Origin of the sequence: Anaerobiospirillum sp. NML120448, from assembly GCF_023050945.1 — a bacterium.
Lineage (GTDB): Bacteria > Pseudomonadota > Gammaproteobacteria > Enterobacterales > Succinivibrionaceae > Anaerobiospirillum.
In genome coordinates this window covers 1-19,485 of sequence record NZ_JALKIM010000070.1, presented here as the reverse complement: position 1 = coordinate 19,485, position 19,485 = coordinate 1, and the positions used below count along the sequence as shown (strand labels likewise).

Here is a 19,485-nt window from a genome sequence, read left to right as displayed (position 1 = left end):
CACAGTTATCTAACTGCAAACCTTGTAAGCAGAAGTCTAGCAATTTGTCATATTCAGAAGGATTAAGATTATTACGTAAAGCTTGATCTTGGGCTGTATTGTTAATATTATTCATAGCAGGAGACCTGTTTTTTGATTTTGAGTTATTTGGTCTCCTTATTCTACATTAATTTTCATATCCCTCATCTTATTTCATTACATCTCTTTACCATTCAAATCATACACAATCACATTCTGACACCATATATATTTCATAATGTCAATATTTTTTAGAAAAAAATAATTTTTACTAATTGGCACGATTTTTGTCAACTAATCCCACAAGATTTTCAATTGATCCACCTATGCAGGTGCCAGCTTTGTTATAAAGCTCTCTGCTGGTATTGGTGCCAGCTTAGCCTCAACAGTAATGCAAATGGGTGGCTACATTAATGGTGCAGCTATACAAAGCGACTCTGCAATAAATGCTATCTTAATGGCCACTACTGTAGTACCAGCCGTACTCTTTGGCCTTGCCATCCTTAGTACCATTGGCTACAAGCTCGATAGCATCTACCCTAAGGTCATCAAAGAACTCCAAAGACGCAAAACTCAGCTTAGCGCCAAGCCATTTGCGCCAGATCTTTAGGCCTTAGCGCCTGGCCCTTAGGCCTTAGCCATTAGAGCTTAGCACCTTGCGCCCATAAACTTTTATCTCCATCAAGGCTATGACAGCTTAAGACCCCGCCGCCATAGCCTTTTCAAACTTTCCATAATGCACAAGGCCCAGATATTCCTATCCAGGCCTTGGTAATAATTTGCTAAAGCAGCCCAGCTTCGCTAAAGAAGCTTAACTGTAGCTTAAGGGCTCTGTATTGGCTAAGGTTAATCCTGATTGGCATAGCCATGCATGTATTATGGCATGTGGCTTAGACAGCTAATATAGATGGCCTTACTAATAAGGGCCACAATAATTTAATCAACAGAGCTTATCTACGCTTAGCTTTGGTCTTTTTAGCCTTAGAGCTAACGCTCTTTTTGCTCTCTACCCCATCTTGGCTTTGAGCATCAGCTAAATCTAAAGTGCCCTGATGGCCTTGTTGAGCCTGCTGGCCTTGAGAGGCTGGTTGTGCAGCATCATCGCCCTTTAAGAGCTGTTCCATGTAGTCATTCATGGCCTGCTCACTAAGAGTGACTTTTACAACCTGCTGCTCTGGGGCTTGGTTAGCCTCTTTGGCTTCTTGCTGTGGGAGCAGAGCATCGGCTAAGGACTCTAGTGAATCAAAAGAGGAAATTACCTCTTGAGCTAGAGCTAGCCCCTCTTCATCAACCAAGTCGTCATCGCTTGAGGCAGCTTGATCCTGGCAGCCACAGCTCTCTGATAGCTGCTCAGCCTTTGGGGACTTGGCCTTGCTATCAGTAGCTTGTGTGGCCTTGTCTTGGCAATTGCATTGGCAAGTGCAGGCAGCCTTATCTTCACTAGCAGGAGACTGGGACTGAGTGATTTGATTTAGCTTATGAGAGCTAAGAAAATCAGTTATTACAGACTCTAAGAGTTTCATGGCCTTGCGGATCTCACTCTTAGTAATAATAAGAGGTGGTGCAAAGCGCACTACATCGTAACCTGCCGATAATACTAAGAGCTTGTGCTTAGTACAGAGTTTTTGGAAGGAAGATAACTCTTTATCATAAGGAGCAGCTAATTGAGCACCTACTAAGAGGCCCTTACCTCTAATGTCAGCAAAAATGCCATACTTCTTATTGAGCTTACGTAATTGCTCACGTAAAAATTCACCATTAGCACGTACTTTATCTAAGAAAGTTTGATCACTAATAATATCTACTACTTTAGAGCCAACAGCACAGGCTAATGGATTACCACCAAAAGTAGAGCCGTGAGTACCAGGCTTAAAGTGCTGACCAATACGATCACTAGTTAAGATAGCACCGATTGGTACACCTGCGGCTAAGCCCTTAGCTGAGGTGAGAATATCAGGCTTAACCCCTACTTGCTCATAGCCATAGAAAGTACCTAAACGGCCAATACCAGTTTGTACCTCATCAAAAATTAATAAAGCATTATGCTTAGTACAAAGTGCTCTTACTTCCTTTAAGAAGACAGGGTCAACTTCTAAAATACCACCCTCACCTTGTACTACCTCTAAAATTACCGCACAAGTCTTATCAGAAATGGTCTTTTTAAAGGCTTCTAAGTCATTAAAAGGTAAATGAGTAATACCACCAGGAGTTGGGCCAAAGCCTTGTGAGTATTTAGCCTGACCACCGACACTTACAGAAAATAAAGTACGACCGTGGAAGCTATGATCAAAAGAAATGATTTCATCCTTGAGCACCCCAAAGTCATCAAAAGCAACACGACGAGCTAACTTCAAAGCTGCTTCATTAGCCTCAGCACCAGAGTTGACAAAAAAGACGCGCTCATAACCTGTAAGATTAACTAACTTTTTAGCCAAGGTTAAAGTCTTATCATTAACAAAGATATTGCTAACGTGAATTAAGCGCTCAGCTTGCTTTTTAATAGTCTTTACTACTACAGGGTGATTATGTCCCAAGCAATTAACTGCAATACCAGCAGTCATATCAAGGTACTCATTACCCTCGCTATCGTATAAGAAGCAGCCTTTGCCATGAGTTAGTACCATATTTTGAGGTACATAGCATGGCATCATCACCTCATCAAAGGTTTGTCTTGTAACTTTCATCTCTACCCTTTAATCCTTTGTTAAAAATACACCAATTTAACCAAACTAACCTTGGCTCAACGTACGATATTACTAAGCACTTTAAAGCCCTTTGCCTAAAGCTCACCTATCATAGGCTGTGCTCTTTAAGACTAAGGCCACTTGCTAAAGTTAGGGCCTATGCCCTAGCTCAGGCCCAAGGCCCAAGGGCCCGCTCTTGGCTAAGGCTCCCTGCCTTAGCCAAGGCTTTTGCACAGCTAAGGCTAAAGATAAAATCACAGCTTTAAATCAGGCCCAGGCTTGGGACTAAGCTCAAGATATGACCATGTGCCACAACCAAGGACTTAGCAGGTGGCTAAAGCACCTGAGCCTTGCTTTTAGCTAAAGTGCGCCCTTAGCTCCTTGGCAAAGCGTTGGTAGACACTCTCTAGCACGCAAGCGCTAGTTCATTCTATCTTTAGCTAAAAGCAGTGCTGTTATAGCCTTATGGAGCCATCATTAAGCTAAGAGCTGCTAAGGCTAGCTTGTAATTAGTGGCTGACATTAACTTGCACTTTAACTTTAGTAGCCTTGGGGGCTAACTTGCCTTACCTTATCTGAGCTTAGCTTTAGCTTTACCTGGCCACACTTTCTTTCATTAGCTTGCCTCGTTTTGAAAACTTAGGAGAGCTAAATTTAAGTAAGACCAGGGCTAATTGAGCTAAAGTGCTTTAACTTAGCTCTACTGGCATTAGCTGGGCTTAATTTGGGACTGAATGTCCTAAGTTGCAGAAGCTTAGCTGTTGCTAGGATGATTAGTGATACTTGAGGTTAACCTCGTAAGCTACTTCATCGCATCTATCGAACTTTGGACAATGCTCGCAATCTTTTCTAATCTTCTCTGGCAGAGCATCAATAGTAGTTTTACTAAAGCCTACCTTGGCAAAGAACTCTGGATTACGGGTTAGTACAAAGACCTTTTTGATTTCAAATTGCCAGGCACGATGAACTAAGAAATCAACAATAGCACGGCCTTGACCTTGTCTTTGAATCATAGGGTTAACGCCTAAGGATCTAATCTCAGCCAAGCCTGTATCATAGACATATAAACAAGCACAACCTAAGACCTCATTATCTTTTACGCATACGGCAAAAGTTAAGATATTTCTAATAATATCCTCACGAGATCTTGGTAAATTCTCACCCTGCTGAGCCCAGTAGTTAACCATATTGCACAAAGCATCAATATCACTTAAGCGAGCCTGACGTACCACAAAAGTACCGCTATTGCTTTGATCTAAAACGTCCTGAACTTCTTGTAGCGAAGCGGCAATTTTAGAAAGTTGACCTTCGGTCAAGCAATTTTTTTGCTTAAGCATAACAGCACGATGATATAAGTCATCTAAGCTCACGCCATGGAATTTAGCTAAATCTACAAAAGGAATTGGCTCATTAGCTACGCTTTGTGCTTGCTGAGTATTAGCATCAGAGTGAGCATTAACAGTCATATTAGTCCACCATTATGTCCAATATAGCAGCTGCCTAGTAATATCCTAGGTTAAGTATTATGCGCTGCAATCATTAAAAATATGTTAATCAACTGCTATTTACTTAAGAAAAGAGCAGCTTGGCTATAAATCAAACAATGTAAATTACCATCGTTCATTTCAAATGATGCCTAGCAACCTACCCTTAAGAACATCTAATGCATAGATTGTGATCTATGCTAATAGAGCCTTGCAGTTAGGGCTATGGTTAGCGTTTTAACAAGATTAGTGTTAGAAGATGGTATGGCTCTTGGCTATAAGTTTGGTAAATATTGTTAATAAACTTAAACTTGTAACTATGAGCAAGTAAGAATTTAAGAACTCTTAGTAGGTGGCAGCAAATACCACCTACTAAGATATGGCCTAGATAGTGTTAATAACACTGATGGTTAACTAATCTAGGCGCTAAGAGTGGTTCCGATTCGTCGGAGCTTGGAGAGATTAAGACGAGCTTGTTCGTCAAAGATGGAGGCAATAAAAACAGGAGCACCGCTGCTCTTAGCAACGTCTAAAGCATTTTTTACTTTTACAGCCATGCCCTCACTGATGGTGCCATCAGCAATAAGCTCATGACAACGCTGCTCATTGATATTTTCAATAAGCTCACCGTTTTTATCTAATACACCCTTTACGTCTGAGAAGAAGACTAAAGGTGCTTTAAAAGTTAAGGCTAAACAGGCAGCAACCTCATCGGCATTAATGTTAAAGAGCTGCCCCTGCTCATCAAGACCAATAGAGCAAATAACAGGTACAAACTTTTGCCCCATTAAAGAAGCTAACACTGCATTATTGCCAGGCTTTACTGAGCCTACTTGACCATATTCACTTGGATAAGGCTCAACCTTACACAAATCAAAATCAGTACATAATAAGCCTACAGCCTTTAAGCCAGAGCTAATAGCAACACCTTGTAAGTGCTTATTACACTGACCAGCTAAAGTGCTTGCAATATAAGGCATTTGCTCCTTAGGGGAGACTCTAATGCCATCTTTTTTAGTGGTAGTGAAGTTTAAGGCCTTTAAGATATGATCAACCTCAACGCCACCGCCATGAACGATAATAGCCTCTTGTTCTTGCTTTTGTAATTGCTCACATAAGGACTTGAGAGCATCAATATCAGATAAGGCTTTGCCTGATAACTTAATTACTAACATCTTAGTTTACCCAACGTTGTTTTGCTTGCTAAAAAAATCTACTAGCCCAGCTCTTATTTGTAATAAGCACTAATAAGACTAGTTTCACTTACAGCTACGCTCTAGCAAGCCCCTTGCTCCTAACCCCAACCCCATTCATACAACAGCATCACTGCTATCAGCGCTATTAAAGCTAATCTTTGGTGGGCTAAGAGCCTCACTTGCTAGAGCAAGGATCGGCTACGTGGTAAACCAAAATGAATATTCATGGCTTCTACTGCCTGAGAGGCAGCTCCTTTTAATAAGTTATCAATGGCACTAGAGATAACAATATAAGGGCCAAATTGGGCCTCATTGTTGTCAGAGCCTAGTTTTTGACGCTGCTCAGGCTCAAGCTTAAAGGAGAGGTCACAAAATGGAGTGTTTTGTACATCCTGAAGCTTTACTGTACCTGACTTTACTCTTACCAAAGTTGGTAGTGATTCAGTGGCAACGTGATCTTTTTCATGCTTGGCACTAGGAGCACACTTTGGATAGGCCTTGGCATAAGCACTATTAACTTGCTCTGTAGTGACACCCTTTTTAAGGCGAGCAGTAATGGTAGCTAAAATACCACGCTTAAAATCGCCTAAATGCGGGTTGAAAATAACCTTAGTACCTACATACTCTTCAATCTCAATTAAATGACGGTGATTGAAGATACCATAGGCATTGAGGCTTACCTCGCAAAAACTATTAGTAAGCTTGGCTTTACGGCCTGCGCCTGAAACACCAGAGACAGCATTAATTACAGGTGCCATAGTGGTGTCTAATAAGTTTTGCTCAGCTAATGGTTTGAGTGCTAACTCACTGGCTGTTGGATAGCAGCCTGGCATGCTAATTAAACGGGCTCTTTGTAAGTCTTCTGCCTTGATAAAATCAACTAGGCCATAAACACGCTCTTGCATAAGAGAGCGTTGTTTATCACCAAATTCAAAGCCATAGTACTGACTAAAGGCATCGAGATCACTAATTCTAAATGCACCCGATAAATCAATTACTACTATGCCATTATCCAAAAAGATAGGTGCTAAATCATGGCTGACCTTATGATCAGTGGCCATAAAAATCACATCAGCATCTTCATTGGTTAAAGTAGCAGCATGCTCATATGATAAAGGCTCAAGTTTCAGGCTGCATAATCCTGATAACATGCCATTAAGAGCACATATCTCCTCATTAGCATCCTCACTGTTTTGAGAAACATACAAATGAGTTAAAGTGACATTTTGATGTTTTGATAGCAAGCGTACTAACTCGCATCCTGCATAGCCACTGGCTCCAACTATGGCAACTTTTATCATACTTTCCTTATAGTCCCCACGCTTTACCTTATCGAACCAACCAACCAACCACCCTTAGCCTAGGGCTTACCTAACCTAGCATGGCATGGTCTGGCTTTACCTGGATTGGCCCAGCTTGGCCAAAATTGCCACTGGCAACACCATTAAATCAGCCAATAAGAAAAAACGCAGTCCTACTCCTAACTGTTGTTATTGTTACTAAATTTTTTGCCCCTACTAAAGCCCAGTCCTAGCACTTATATAAACGTTACGCAACTTAACGTAACACAATGCAACTTAACCTCAAGCACCTATCCAAATAAGCATATAGGATATGCACCATAATATTAAATTACTCTCTAAGTGCTACTCTGTTAGCATCCTTGTCAGCCTAAGGCTAAGACCAACCAAGGCCAGGAGCGCTTGTGTGGCTATTAGGATATCTAAAAAGATCTCCATATGAAAAAAGCGCACTAAAATAGGTCGCAAAAAGCAAACTTATTGGCATTTGCACCATCAAAAATCAAAAATCCCCTCCCATAATCCTAAAAACGGTGCAATTTTTACCTTTACCAATGCAACAGTGCACATTTACCGCCTGACTTAAATGAAAATTGAAACTTAACAATAATGCCTTACATGACAGTTAGAGATTTTTATATTTTGAGGAAATTGACTACAAAAGTGCTTACCGAAACTTTTACCTCACATCAAACAAACTCAACCCTCAATATCTATTAATTGTTAGCAAATGGCTTATTTATCATGTCTATCATTAATCTTGAAAAAAGAGAGAATTTTTTTCTACCCTTGTCGATGTAATTTATGTAAGCACAAAAAAGCATTCACAAGCTAATTAGAGTTCGGTCATTCATTTTTCTGTAATGAACGGTTTTCTTCTTATCTCTTTTAGCAAGTGCTTTAAAGATTTTATGAAATATAGAGGGACTAATCATGGCAGTTTACGTAAATACTAACGTATCTTCATTAAATGGCCGTCGCTACCTAAATAATGTACAAAATTCTTTAACTACTACCTACCAGCGTCTTTCCTCAGGAATGCGCATTAATTCAGCAAAAGACGACGCTGCTGGCTTACAAATTGCCGACCGTTTAACCACCCAAATTAATGGATTAAATCAGGGTAACCGCAACACTAACGACGGTATCGCTTTAGCTCAGACCATTGAAGGTGCTCTTGATGAGACCTCCAATATGCTTCAAAAGATCCGTACTCTAGCAGTGCAATCTGCAAACGGCACCAACACTGCTGAGGATCGTAAGGCACTTGATACTGAGGCGGCTTCACTTCAAGCAGAAATTACCCGTATTGCAGAGCAAACCAAATTTGGCGGCAAGACAATCTTAGTAGGTACTACTAAAGGCTCTATTTATAATACAGCCGCTCAAAACCCAACTGGTTCTAAAGGTGCTATTACCTTACAAGTTGGCGCTAATAACGGTGATGAGATTGCTTTTGAAGTTGGTAATTTTAGATTTACCAAGATTTTAAGTGCTGTTGATAAACAAAACAAAACTGCTTGGACAGCTGCTTCTGGTCTTCAATTAAGTACAGCAGACGGTGCTAAGGCTGTTATTGACCTTATGGATAAGATGATTGCTCACGTTGATAGCCAGCGTTCAGGCTTAGGTGCCATCCAAAATCGTCTTGAGTCCTCAATCCGCAACCAGTCTAACGTTGCTGCTAACCAGTCTGATGCACGTAGCCGTATTCGTGATGCTGACTTTGCTGAGGAATCTGCAAACTTAAGCCAGCAGTCCATTATCCAGCAGGCTGCTACTTCTATGTTAATGCAGGCTAACAGCCGTCCACAATTAGCCCTCTCTATGCTCGGCTAATTAAAGGATTGATAGCTAAGAAGCTATTAAGCTTAACCTAATACCAAAAACAGGCTCTTACTTTAGGTAGTTTGAGCCTGTTTTTTCATATTTGCCCTTACCAATTTTCAGCCAATCGCATTGAGCAGCTGCAAAATTAAGTGCTCGGTAGCATTTGTTCTGTAAGCTGTAATGTAGTACATACCCTGGCATTACATACAGGGAAGAGCTGTACAGGGCAGCATTGGATGTCAGTAGAGTTTGCTATGACAGCAGGTGCAATGCACCAGATAGCCGCTCTGATGCGCATTATTGGGGACTGATGTGCCTTTTTGTGGGGAGATGGGCTTTTGTTGTTGGCAGATAGGCACTTGTGTCTATAATGGAGGTCTAATTTTATTTCACCGTATCAAGCCATCAGGAGAGATTACCGTGTCTAGCGAACTATATTTAAAAAAGTTAGTAAGTTTTAATACCACCTCTAGTGATAATGCTGAGCGTGACCGCTCTAATGGTGAGCTCATTAAATATATGGCAGATCACTTTGCTAAGTGTGGTTTTGTAACTCACTATTATGAGATAGCTCCTAATAAGTTTAATTTACTAGCACTAAGCCCTAGCCTTGCTGATGGTAGCGACTCATTAGGTCTGCTCTTAAGCGGCCATAGTGACTGTGTGCCTTTTGATGCTAGTAAGTGGACACATAATCCTCTTGAGCTTACTAATGTTGATAATTTGTTATATGGACGTGGCGCTTGTGATATGAAGGCTTTTTTAGCCTGTATGTTGACATTGGCTGCCAATCAGGACGCTTTAAAGAGCAAAGTATCATTCTTAGTTACTTGTGATGAAGAGAGCTCTATGAATGGAGCTATTGATGTACCACGACTCTTTGCCCAGCCTTTAAACGGTGAAAACTTTAATAACTTATGCTCTTTAGGCCCTAAGAGCTATGACGAGAACTTTTTAGTTAATAAGCACTTTGACCTTATCATTATTGGTGAGCCTACTTTAATGCAACCTGTAGTAGCTCATAAGGGTTTTATTGCTCGTGAGTTAACCTTCCACGGCATTAGTGGTCACTCATCTAATCCACTATTGGGTGTTAATAGCATTCACTCTGCTAACTTAGCCATTACTAAGCTATTAGCTCTAAGCCAGGAGTTACAATACGACTATGTAGACCCTGACTTTGCAGTTAACTACCCTTCTTTAAACTTAGGCTATATTAATGGTGGTCATAGCCTTAACTCTATTTGTGATGAGGTTAAATTAGGTTTTGAGATCCGCCCTACTCCATCAATTAGCCATGAGCTATTAGTAGATAAGATTAATAAGCTCTATTTAGACCTCAATGATTTACTCAATCAAATTCATGCCTCTGGACTTTCTCAAGCTAGCTTTAAGGAAAAACTAAACAAAAAGGCCCAAGTCTACCAAGGCGACAACCCTAAACATCTTTTATGCTCTATGAGTATTCCTTTTGCCGATATTCCAGCTTTTTGCAATAAGGACTTAGAGCCTATCAAGACTTTATTAACCCCATATTTACCTCAAGACATAGCCTACAATTACGTCAACTATTGTACTGAGGCCTCCTTCTTACAAAAGCTTGGCCCTACTGTTGTTCTAGGCCCAGGCTCTATTGATCAAGCCCATGGTATTGACGAGTACGTTGCTCTTAGTGAGCTTACCAAGTGTGATGACTTCCTGTGCAAGTTAATCACCTCCTTTAAGCCACGCACCTAAATCAAACCTCTAAAGCCCCAAAACCAGCTCAGCACAGCTAAGCTAACCCCCAACTCTGGCATCAATGAACCATCACCAGAGATTAGCCATGGTCATTCTCCCGACCATGGCCAATGCTAGAGCTGTGTCCTAGGCCCAGACCTATGCCTAAGCTTGAGAATAAGCTTGGGCATGGCATGATCCTACTATTTAATTGAGCGTAGGCTATTACGCTATTCATATTAGAGCTCGCCCTACTCCCTTTATGGCCTCATATGAGCCTTATCTTTATGGCTCAAATCTAACTTAGCGCCCGCTTTTTTGGTTGTTCATGTTTTAGGCCTTGGCATTGGCATTGTTAATATTCAATAAAACTTTCCCCATTCTTTGAACTATGTCCAAGACGTAATCTACTAGAACTTTTAGCTTATAAGCCTTGATGAATCGGCATGTTTATTATCATGCATGGAGTACATTAGAGTTACTTGGGAATAGCTCAATTATGAAATCTTAAATAATGCTTTCTTAATGCTATAAAACGAGCATTGTGTCCCAGTTTAGTTCCAAGAGCTGAGAAAGTTTTAATTCAAAGTACGTTGCCCTAAAAACTGTATCGTCTTGTCTTGTCTTTCATTGCCTTCTTACTTCTGACTCGCAATTGCTGTGATTAGAGTTGCCCCAATTATAGTTCCAATATTTGAACTATATTATTTGATTCTCACATTGGAAATCCCGTCATCAGCCAAAATGGTTGCTTGCCTAAAGCACATTGCCACTTCTTTATTAGAACTGTCCCAATTATAGTTCCAAGATTGGGAAAGCTTTATTTGCTAATTACATTAGGAAGCCTGTCATTAGCTAAATTGGCACCTGCTTATTAGATTTTTCATGGCCTTTGCCTTGGCCTTGGCCTTGTTAACATTAAAAGCAGCTTGCCTTTAAAACTGTCTTGTCTTGCCTTGCCCTTCATTGCCTTCTTACTTCTTACTAGCAAGCGATGTGATTAGAACTGTCCCAATTATAGTTCCAAGATTGGGAAAGCTTTATATGCTAATTACATTAGGATGCCTGTCATTAGCTAAATTGGCACCTGCTTATTAGATTTTTCATGGCCTTTGCCTTGGCACTGGCCTTGTTAACATTAAAAGCAGCTTGCCTTTAAAACTGTCTTACCTTATCTTGTCCTTCATTGCCTTCTTACTTCTGATTAGCAATTGCTGTGATTAGAACTGTCCCAATTATAGTTCCAATATTTGAACTATGTTATTGAGTCTCACATTGGGAATGTCTGTCATAAGCAAAATTGGTTGCTTGCATAAAGCACATTGCCACTTCTTTATTTACTTGCAGACTATTAAGACCAATTGCCTTCATAAACTGCGATAAATAGGCTGTTTAGCAATCATTTATCCTACTTATACCCTGTTCATTAATACGATAAAGCTCCTGATTGATGCCATCTTGTTTGGCAAACCACTGGTAAGAAAAATATTTAGATAGTGCTTTGTTTGGGTATTTAATATATAATTGATTCGTTTTATTAATATTCGCTTAGTGTAAGATATGCTCTTTTTGCATTATATTTGATGTAGGCTATCCTTTATTAAGGATAGTATTTAATTCAAATATTGGTGCGATAGCATTTCCCATCTTATCCTAAAGCTAAACAAGACTATCTGAGCACCCACCTTACTCCCTCTTATTCCTTATGTTAGAAAGAACCTTACAAAGCACTAAAGCTTTTGTCGAAACCATTCCCAAAGCAGAGCGTAAAGCTTATGGTCAGTTCTTTACCACGCAAAAGACTGCTCGTTTTATGGCCTCTCTTTTTCAAATAGATTTGTCATTACCCCAAATAAGGATCCTTGATGCTGGGGCTGGCACAGGAGTCTTGTCTGCGGCATTAGCAGAAAAGATTCTCCAATTGGGATATACAGGTAAGATACATTTTGTCTGCTATGAAAGTGATAAGAATGTTCTTCCTGTACTCATCTCAAACCTTAAGGCAATGAGTCATGGCAATAATATTACCTTTGAAGTGTGCCATGAAAACTATCTAACCAGTCATAAGAGAGAAGATCTATTTGATTACATTATTGGTAATCCACCCTACAAAAAGATAGGCAAGAGTGCTCCAGAAGCTCTTAATATGCCCCATGTTTGCTATGGAGCACCAAACCTCTATTTTCTGTTTTGGGCAAAGGCACTAGCAAGCCTTAAAGATGGTATGGAGCTGGTGTACATAGTTCCAAGATCATGGACTTCTGGTGCTTACTTTGCAAAGTTTAGAGACTACTTATTTGAGCACAGCACTATCAGCCACATCCATCTGTTTGATAGTCGCAATAAAGTCTTTGGTGAGGACAATATTCTTCAAGAAACAATGATAGTCAAATTAAGAAAGTGCTCAGAGCATCCTAAGCTTATTCCTGATGAGGTAGTAATTACCTCTTCTTCCAATTCTGACTTTTCTGACTTAAGAACTTTTAGTGTTCCCTACCATATTGTGGTGGCAAACAATCATTATGTCTTTCTAGTAAAAGATGAGTATGAGGCCCAGACCCTAAAGCAAATCTCGCATTTTAACCATACCCTTGCTTCTATCGCATGTCCTATGAAGACAGGCCTAATTGTAGACTATAGAACCAGAGCGGTATTGCGCAGCCAACCATCAGACAATACTTTTCCTTTACTATATTCGCAGCATATTCAAAACGGCAGGGTAGAGTGGCCCATAGGAAAGGCAGATGAGTATATATGCACAGATCGCCCTGGGCTCCTTCAGGAAAATGCTAATTACTTAATAGTTAAGCGCCTAACGGCTAAAGAAGAGCGTAGACGACTCCAGTGCGGCATCTACTTACAATCTGACCATACTGAGTTCAAGTTTCTTAGCACTCATAATAAGGTCAACTTTATTCAGTGCGATACTCCAGAGCTTGCCTATGGCCTATATGTGCTACTAAACTCAACCTTGTATGATACCTACTATCGCATCTTGAATGGCTCTACCCAGGTGAACTCAAATGAAATTAACCAGATGCCCGTTCCTGATTTACCAACCATTAAAGCCATGGGAGCTCAGCTTATGGGTAAAGAACTGACAGAGTCCAATTGCAATAAGATACTAGAACAATGGCTTAACTAGCCTTAGTTAAAGCTTGCTCAGTATACCCATACTCATACAGCAGCAAACAACACCAATAAGCTGCTATCAACGCTGTGATGATTACTCAATCACAGCTCCCACGAGCTTGCCCGTGGGAGTTCTCTATAAGAGCTTAACTACAAGCGCACATACTTCATTTAAATGAGGTAAGTTTTAAGCCTAACACGCTTGTATGATGGCGCACTGGTGCGCTTGATTACTCTAGCCTTGATAAATTCACACCACCAAAGCGCCCTAGCTTAGCACTAATTGGTATGCATCAGCTGGGCGCAGCTTAGACGGTTTGGCTTAGCACAGTGTGGCACTGTATGGATGGTATGACTTTGATTGAATTGTTAAATCCACAATGGGCCCATATCCTCAGGGCGGATTGGTAATTGCCAATGGTCTTCATAAGTAACATGCACTAAATATAAGCCCTCAGCTTGTGCAGTTGGACCTGCAATTTCTCTATTGCGAGCTTCAAAAACCATCTTAAGCCAGTCTTTATCCTTGCTCTTATCACCTACTAATAATAGTGAACCTACAATGTTGCGTACCATATGGTGTAAGAAGGCATTAGCTTGAATATCAAAAATGATATAGCGGCCACGACGCATTACATTAATAAAATGGACATTGCGCATAGCATGAGGGTTTTCATCTTGAGCTGATTTAAAAGAAGAAAAATCATTTTCGCCTAACAAGATTTGAGCAGCATCATGCATAGCCTCAACATCATACTCGCCACGATATAAGGACACGCCCTTTTGTAAAATACCTGGACGGTAATCAGTATTTTGTAAAATATAGCGATAGCGACGAGCACGAGCACTAAAACGAGCATGGAACTCATCTGGAACAATCTTGGCCCAAGTAATGGCAATATCTTTTGGTAAATTGGTATTGGTACCTAATACCCAAGCACGCTCCGAGCGCTCTTTAGTGGTATCAAAATGGATAACTTGGCCTGTTGCACTCACACCTGCATCAGTACGACCTGCACACTTAAGCTCAATAGGCTCAGCGGCAATTTTGGACAAAGCTTGCTCAAGCTCATTTTGAATGGCAGGAGCATGCCACTGGCGCTGAAAGCCTGCATAATTCCAACCTGAATACTCCACTCCTAAGGCTACTCTCATACTAGCTGCTCCTATAAATTAAACCTAAATACCAAATTATCCCATCCCATCCCAATCATTTAGTAAAAGGCCCTGCTACCAACATCATGAGCTCAAGCAAGTAGCGTATAAACGCCTTAAAGGCCATATTGCTTGCTAAGACACTAATATCAGCCTACAGTCCAGAATCAAGACCCAATTGGCTATAGGAAAAGCCCCTGACCTCATATCTTGATTGCAAGGCAAAGGCTATGCTAGGCCAATAGCCAATTAATAGGCATAGCATGTAAGAGGCTGTTCTGTAAGAGGCTGTTCTGCTTGCTAAAAGTGTTCTTTAATATGGATAAGATAAATTTGGCTCTTAGTCTAATGGAGGCCATAAGACAAAACAATAATAAAAGCCTAAAAAAAATAAAGGCCTACATAATCTTGCTTATGTAGACCTGTATTTTTGGCTTTACCTTGGCCTTATCAAAAACTTATCAAGGCTGCGCTTTTTCTTAACAGCATTACTCTTTTGAGCATGTATGGCTCTTTGCCAAGGCACTAAACTCTTACTTTTCTGTCTTTGCAGGATCATTAGCAGCAGCGCTGTCTGTAGCTTGGGAGCTTGCGGATGCTGCGCTAGCACTGTCACTAGCAGACGCTGAAACACTTGCAGAGGCACTAGCCTTGGTAGTGTGCTTGTCATTAAAGTAAATACCACTACCTACTTTTTGATAGCCATCTAAAAGGCGATTGCTTAATTTGCCTTTGATAGTTGAAACTACATAGACAGGACGCTTTTTAACCTCTTCACTAACACGACCTAAGTATTCACCTAAGACACCAATGGAGATTAATTGAATACTACCTAAGAATAGTACTACACACATTAAGGAGGCATAACCTGGAACTGATACGCCTTTAATCATAGTGCTAACTAAAATATAGACCATATAAATGAGCCCTAAAAAGCCCACACCAGCACCAATATATGACCATACTCGTAATGGTAAAGAAGAGAAAGAAACAATACCGTCTAAGGCAAAGTTCCACAGCTTCCAATAATTCCACTTGGTAGTACCTGCACTACGCTCAGGTCTTACATAATCTACCTCACAAGAGGTAAAGCCTGGCCAGGCATACAAGCCCTTCATAAAGCGATTGCTTTCATTAAGATTACGTACTGTCTGTATAATCTTAGAGTCAATTAAACGGAAATCGCCCACATTCTCTGGGATTTTTACTCGACCTGAGAGTTTGTTAAAGACATAATAAAAGCCGCCTGAGGAAATACGCTTAGTCTCAGAATCACTAGAACGATCTACTCTCTTGCCATAAACAGTATCAACACCCTGCTCACGCCATATTTTTACAAATTCTAGTACTAACTCTGGGGGATCTTGTAAATCAACATCAATAGGAATCAAGGCATCTGCATCACACATATCAATAGCAGCAGTCATAGCCGCTTCTTTACCAAAATTGCGTGATAACTTGATAAGAGCAATGCGCTCATTATGCTCCATCAGCTCTTCAATAATTTGGGCACTCTTGTCTTTAGAACCATCATCAACAAAGACTATTTCTAAATGCTCTAAGATAGGCTCAAGTTTACTCTCTACAGTAGAGACAAAAGTAGCAATGGTATCTTCTTCGTTATAAACAGGTACAATCAACGCTACCTTATAATCATCATCTAGCCTTGCCATACTTATCACCCACTAATACTTAATGAAAATTGCCCAGCAAAAATCTAGTTTTAGCTTCGCATTTTCACTCACACTAAAACCGCTACGCATGTGTTAACCGCACCAAACAGTGCCGTGCTTTGCTGTTCCTCAAAAAGCAAAGCTAAGCATATGCTTAGCTTGCTATGACAAAACTATCTTATCCTAATTAACCTAGGAATAAATTAGTGTATCTAATCGTCAGTTAAGAACTCATGACGTGAGGATGGATTGTGCTTAAAATGACCGCTTAGAGCTGTGGTAGTAGTTGATGAGGTTGGATCTTGCACGCCACGAGCTTTTACGCAATAGTGAGTTGCAGTAATAGTAACAGCCACATTCTCAGTTTCTAATAAGGTCTTGAGAGCTATTAAAATTTGCTGAGTAAGACGCTCTTGTACCTGAGGACGTTGAGCAAAGAAACGTACAATACGATTGATTTTTGATAAACCAATAATCTTGGTACTTGGCATATAAGCTACTTTAGCCATGCCATCAATTACCATAAAATGATGCTCACAAGTAGAAGTAAAAGAGATGTCCTTAACCTTAATCATCTCATCTACCTGCATCTTGTTTTCAATCACAGTAATATCAGGAAAGTTGCGATAGTCTAAGCCTGAAAAAAGCTCGTCAACAAACATTTTGCCTACACGCTGAGGAGTCTTAATAAGACTATCATCGCTAAGATCAAGTCCTAAGGTCTCCATCATGGTTTTCATACAAGCACTAATACGTTCACGCTTTTGCTCGTCAGTTAAGCCATTATCATGAACTGGAGTCTCTAAACCACACTCAATCAAGGCATTTTTAACTTTTAAAGCCTGACTGCTTAATTGTTCGTCACTCATATGAGCCTCTTTAACACTTATCGCCAACAACAAAGGTATTCTAAATAGATTGCAACCAATCTCTTTATTATAGCGCCCCTTGCTCTGGTATAAAGTCCCCTACCAGAGCAAATTGCGCAATTTAGGTAGATTTACAACCACCTAATAGCACCATCGCCCCCACAAAAAAATCATCTACTCTTTATCAACCCAAAGGCAAAACGCCTTATCCAACACGATATCAGCAATAGTGCTATTAGGCTAAAGAGCAATTATGGCTCTATTTGCCCTTTGAACCTTTGGCAGCAGCTGAACTCTGCTTTGCATGCCCTTGATATGAAGCATGGTTTGGGTTGCATTGATTAGCATGATTATTCATAGCAGCCTTATAGGCTACATTATTGGGATTACACTGGTTAGCATGATGATTACGCTCTTGTTGATTCATAGTTTTCTCCTAGTATTTAGCAACTAAGGTCAGAGCACTGCCCTACCCTTAGTTAATATTACTACTTTATTTCAGCCAAGAATACAGCTCCACATTCAATTCCCGCCCTTATAATTCCAAGGAATCCAACCAACCAAATAAGTAAGTAAGCAAATTTCTTGAGTGATTTACAGGGACTTGCCCTGCCTTGCCCAGCTACTGCCTACATACCAGTCTGCCTGCCTTCCCAAGCATAAAATTAAGGGTGCGATTAATCTTATGCTAAGCCCTGCTAAAGCTTGCTACAATTGATTGAGTATTGAACTGGTTTAGCAAACTAAAGGACAAACCTTATGTCTGAGAGCATTGATAGTATTGACCCTATAAAAAAGATTGAACGAGACTATAGCTCTCGCAGCTATCATATTGCCCTTAACAAAGCTCAACAAAACTTACAGGCACAGCTTGGAAGCAAAAGAGCTGTCTTTTTAGCAGAGCAACAACAAGAACAACAATCACAGCAACGCCTAGCTGAGCAAAAACTTAAAGAACAGCAATTACTCGATCTCTTAGATGAACAAGTAAGCCAAGACTCCACCGCCCCTAACACTGATACCACTCTTATTGAGCAATGGGAGGGCAATGCTATTGATAAGGTCTGGGCTAGTGAGCAATATCAAACCTTACTCAATCATGTTCTCTTTGGTTCTCCATTAAGTGAATATAGCAAGCTTACCTTGCAAAGCTTTTACTCATCAACAAGCAATACTATTCACTACGGCTTAGCCATTAGCCCGCAAGAACTCTTAGCCCTCAAAAAGCACAGCTATGCCCTAGCCTCATGTTTTTTAGGTAAGCTAAATTATGCCCAGCTTACCTCTTTTGCCAATCTCTCCTCCCACCTCATGGCAGATCCCACCTCAGAGCTAAAAGAGCAACTCCTGCAAACCATTGAGCACTTTAAAACTCAGCGTACTGCCTATGATAGCGCCACAACCCCAGCAACAAACCTTGGCCTCAACCTCAAAGCCTAAAGGTAGTTAAAGCTTTTTGAGCTTACAATCTCAAGCTCCCACTTACCAGCTAACAGCTGCCAGATACCAGCAGCCAATCAACGATATACATAAACACCTAAATCGCAGTTTGAACAATGCTTAACAAGCAACTATCTTGGCAAAAACTTTAGTCAAAACACAAGCTAAAGCTCATATTGCGCTTACTGTTTTATCTCATGCGTGCAATCTAAATTTTGTCCCTCATACACTTTCTGTCTAAGCTCTATAGCTTGATACGTATTTGATTAACATTGCTCTTTTAATGGTTTATGCTCATGCGCAAATTTTCTAAAGATTAATAAGGCCCTCATTCTTTAGCTCTATATATTGGTGATAGCCTTTTGTTAAATTAATTCTTTTGACTATTGCAAAGATGCTTTAAAAAATGTAGTTTAGCTGCATTAACTTTATATAGTTGGGCTTTTACCTCATGGTGAGAGCCCTTTTGTTTTGTCCGTACAGGTAGAAATCTTTTCTCTTAAGGTTTCAAAAGCTCACTTTCACCCCATACAACCACACCTTTCTTTAACTTTTCGCCACAATCAGGTCTCCAAACGTTCACCCAACCTCAGGGCAACAACATATGGCAAGGTGAGACCAGACCAGATAAAGTATGACTTTTACAGCCCAGAGATACCAAAAGCCAAGCCAGTCTAATTCAATAGCATACCCTCTAAGCAGTACTTGTATAGCTTCTGCTAATGCACAATACGCTAATCTTAGTTAGCAGGTTAGAGCAAAGAAACAAAAAAGAAAGCAAAGTAAAACCAGACGAAATTATCCAATGATTAGCTAAAGTGAAATCTAAAGTTAATTGGCTTTGGATGGTCTTTCTACCATATCGACCGACATTAAGCGCTGGTTGAACAAAATGTGGCAAAATCTTGTAAAAACACCATCGACAAAACTACACTATATTAACCTTTATGCAAAGTAAATATGTGATATAAGTCACATATAGTT

At 40.3% G+C, this 19,485-nt stretch carries 12 protein-coding genes and 1 pseudogene; 5 read left to right on the top strand and 8 right to left on the bottom strand.

Annotation, left to right across the window (positions count from 1 at the left end; translation table 11 throughout):
* Nucleotides 1-352 precede the first annotated feature (352 nt).
* Nucleotides 353-628 (top strand): annotated as a pseudogene (locus MXE38_RS10075) (MFS transporter); the annotation flags it as partial.
* Between the two features lie 340 nt (nt 629-968).
* Here MXE38_RS10075 and MXE38_RS10070 read toward each other — a convergent pair.
* The 4 genes from MXE38_RS10070 to argC all read right to left on the bottom strand — a co-directional run bounded on the left by MXE38_RS10070 (nt 969) and on the right by argC (nt 6,683).
* Nucleotides 969-2,702 carry an acetylornithine/succinyldiaminopimelate transaminase gene (locus tag MXE38_RS10070; RefSeq protein ID WP_246914399.1) on the bottom strand — a complete coding sequence of 578 codons (1,734 nt, stop codon included), beginning with the start codon at nt 2,700-2,702 and terminating at the stop codon, nt 969-971.
* Between the two features lie 773 nt (nt 2,703-3,475).
* Nucleotides 3,476-4,168: an N-acetyltransferase gene (locus tag MXE38_RS10065; protein ID WP_246914398.1), complete on the bottom strand. Its 693-nt coding sequence runs from the start codon at nt 4,166-4,168 to the stop codon at nt 3,476-3,478.
* 437 nt (nt 4,169-4,605) lie between these two features.
* Complete coding sequence (gene argB / locus MXE38_RS10060) at nt 4,606-5,361, bottom strand: acetylglutamate kinase (RefSeq protein WP_246914397.1); 756 nt, start codon at nt 5,359-5,361, stop codon at nt 4,606-4,608.
* Between the two features lie 203 nt (nt 5,362-5,564).
* Nucleotides 5,565-6,683, bottom strand: a complete 1,119-nt coding sequence (gene argC, locus MXE38_RS10055; protein ID WP_246914396.1) for an N-acetyl-gamma-glutamyl-phosphate reductase — start codon at nt 6,681-6,683, stop codon at nt 5,565-5,567.
* A gap of 933 nt (nt 6,684-7,616) precedes the next feature.
* Between argC and MXE38_RS10050 the strand changes: the two genes are divergently transcribed.
* The 3 genes from MXE38_RS10050 (at nt 7,617) to MXE38_RS10040 (ending at nt 13,377) form a co-directional block, all read left to right on the top strand.
* Nucleotides 7,617-8,522: a flagellin gene (locus tag MXE38_RS10050; RefSeq protein ID WP_246914395.1), complete on the top strand. Its 906-nt coding sequence runs from the start codon at nt 7,617-7,619 to the stop codon at nt 8,520-8,522.
* A gap of 411 nt (nt 8,523-8,933) precedes the next feature.
* A complete protein-coding gene (locus MXE38_RS10045) occupies nt 8,934-10,250 on the top strand; it encodes a M20 family metallopeptidase (protein ID WP_246914394.1) in 1,317 nt (438 codons plus the stop codon).
* 1,687 nt (nt 10,251-11,937) lie between these two features.
* A complete protein-coding gene (locus MXE38_RS10040; RefSeq protein ID WP_246914393.1) occupies nt 11,938-13,377 on the top strand; it encodes an Eco57I restriction-modification methylase domain-containing protein in 1,440 nt (479 codons plus the stop codon).
* 356 nt (nt 13,378-13,733) lie between these two features.
* Here MXE38_RS10040 and truA read toward each other — a convergent pair whose 3' ends face one another.
* The 4 genes from truA to MXE38_RS10020 all read right to left on the bottom strand — a co-directional run bounded on the left by truA (nt 13,734) and on the right by MXE38_RS10020 (nt 17,488).
* Complete coding sequence (gene truA / locus MXE38_RS10035) at nt 13,734-14,519, bottom strand: tRNA pseudouridine(38-40) synthase TruA (RefSeq protein ID WP_246914391.1); 786 nt, start codon at nt 14,517-14,519, stop codon at nt 13,734-13,736.
* A gap of 533 nt (nt 14,520-15,052) precedes the next feature.
* Nucleotides 15,053-16,192 carry a glycosyltransferase family 2 protein gene (locus tag MXE38_RS10030; protein ID WP_246914389.1) on the bottom strand — a complete coding sequence of 380 codons (1,140 nt, stop codon included), beginning with the start codon at nt 16,190-16,192 and terminating at the stop codon, nt 15,053-15,055.
* A 212-nt stretch (nt 16,193-16,404) separates the two neighbouring features.
* Nucleotides 16,405-17,061: a GTP cyclohydrolase I FolE gene (gene folE, locus MXE38_RS10025; protein WP_246914388.1), complete on the bottom strand. Its 657-nt coding sequence runs from the start codon at nt 17,059-17,061 to the stop codon at nt 16,405-16,407.
* Between the two features lie 259 nt (nt 17,062-17,320).
* On the bottom strand, nt 17,321-17,488 hold the full coding sequence (locus tag MXE38_RS10020) for a hypothetical protein (RefSeq protein WP_246914387.1): 168 nt from the start codon (nt 17,486-17,488) through the stop codon (nt 17,321-17,323).
* A gap of 332 nt (nt 17,489-17,820) precedes the next feature.
* Between MXE38_RS10020 and MXE38_RS10015 the strand changes: the two genes are divergently transcribed.
* Nucleotides 17,821-18,501: a hypothetical protein gene (locus MXE38_RS10015; RefSeq protein WP_246914386.1), complete on the top strand. Its 681-nt coding sequence runs from the start codon at nt 17,821-17,823 to the stop codon at nt 18,499-18,501.
* Nucleotides 18,502-19,485 lie beyond the last annotated feature (984 nt).

Bases quoted from the DNA above. Each gene is read 5' to 3' on its own strand.
- MXE38_RS10040 (WP_246914393.1), top strand. From the start codon at position 11,938: ATGTTAGAAAGAACCTTACAAAGCACTAAAGCTTTTGTCGAAACCATT.
- argC (WP_246914396.1), bottom strand. From the start codon at position 6,683: ATGATAAAAGTTGCCATAGTTGGAGCCAGTGGCTATGCAGGATGCGAG.
- MXE38_RS10015 (WP_246914386.1), top strand. From the start codon at position 17,821: ATGTCTGAGAGCATTGATAGTATTGACCCTATAAAAAAGATTGAACGA.
- folE (WP_246914388.1), bottom strand. From the start codon at position 17,061: ATGAGTGACGAACAATTAAGCAGTCAGGCTTTAAAAGTTAAAAATGCC.
- truA (WP_246914391.1), bottom strand. From the start codon at position 14,519: ATGAGAGTAGCCTTAGGAGTGGAGTATTCAGGTTGGAATTATGCAGGC.
- MXE38_RS10030 (WP_246914389.1), bottom strand. From the start codon at position 16,192: ATGGCAAGGCTAGATGATGATTATAAGGTAGCGTTGATTGTACCTGTT.
- MXE38_RS10070 (WP_246914399.1), bottom strand. From the start codon at position 2,702: ATGAAAGTTACAAGACAAACCTTTGATGAGGTGATGATGCCATGCTAT.
- MXE38_RS10020 (WP_246914387.1), bottom strand. From the start codon at position 17,488: ATGAATCAACAAGAGCGTAATCATCATGCTAACCAGTGTAATCCCAAT.
- MXE38_RS10050 (WP_246914395.1), top strand. From the start codon at position 7,617: ATGGCAGTTTACGTAAATACTAACGTATCTTCATTAAATGGCCGTCGC.
- MXE38_RS10065 (WP_246914398.1), bottom strand. From the start codon at position 4,168: ATGACTGTTAATGCTCACTCTGATGCTAATACTCAGCAAGCACAAAGC.
- argB (WP_246914397.1), bottom strand. From the start codon at position 5,361: ATGTTAGTAATTAAGTTATCAGGCAAAGCCTTATCTGATATTGATGCT.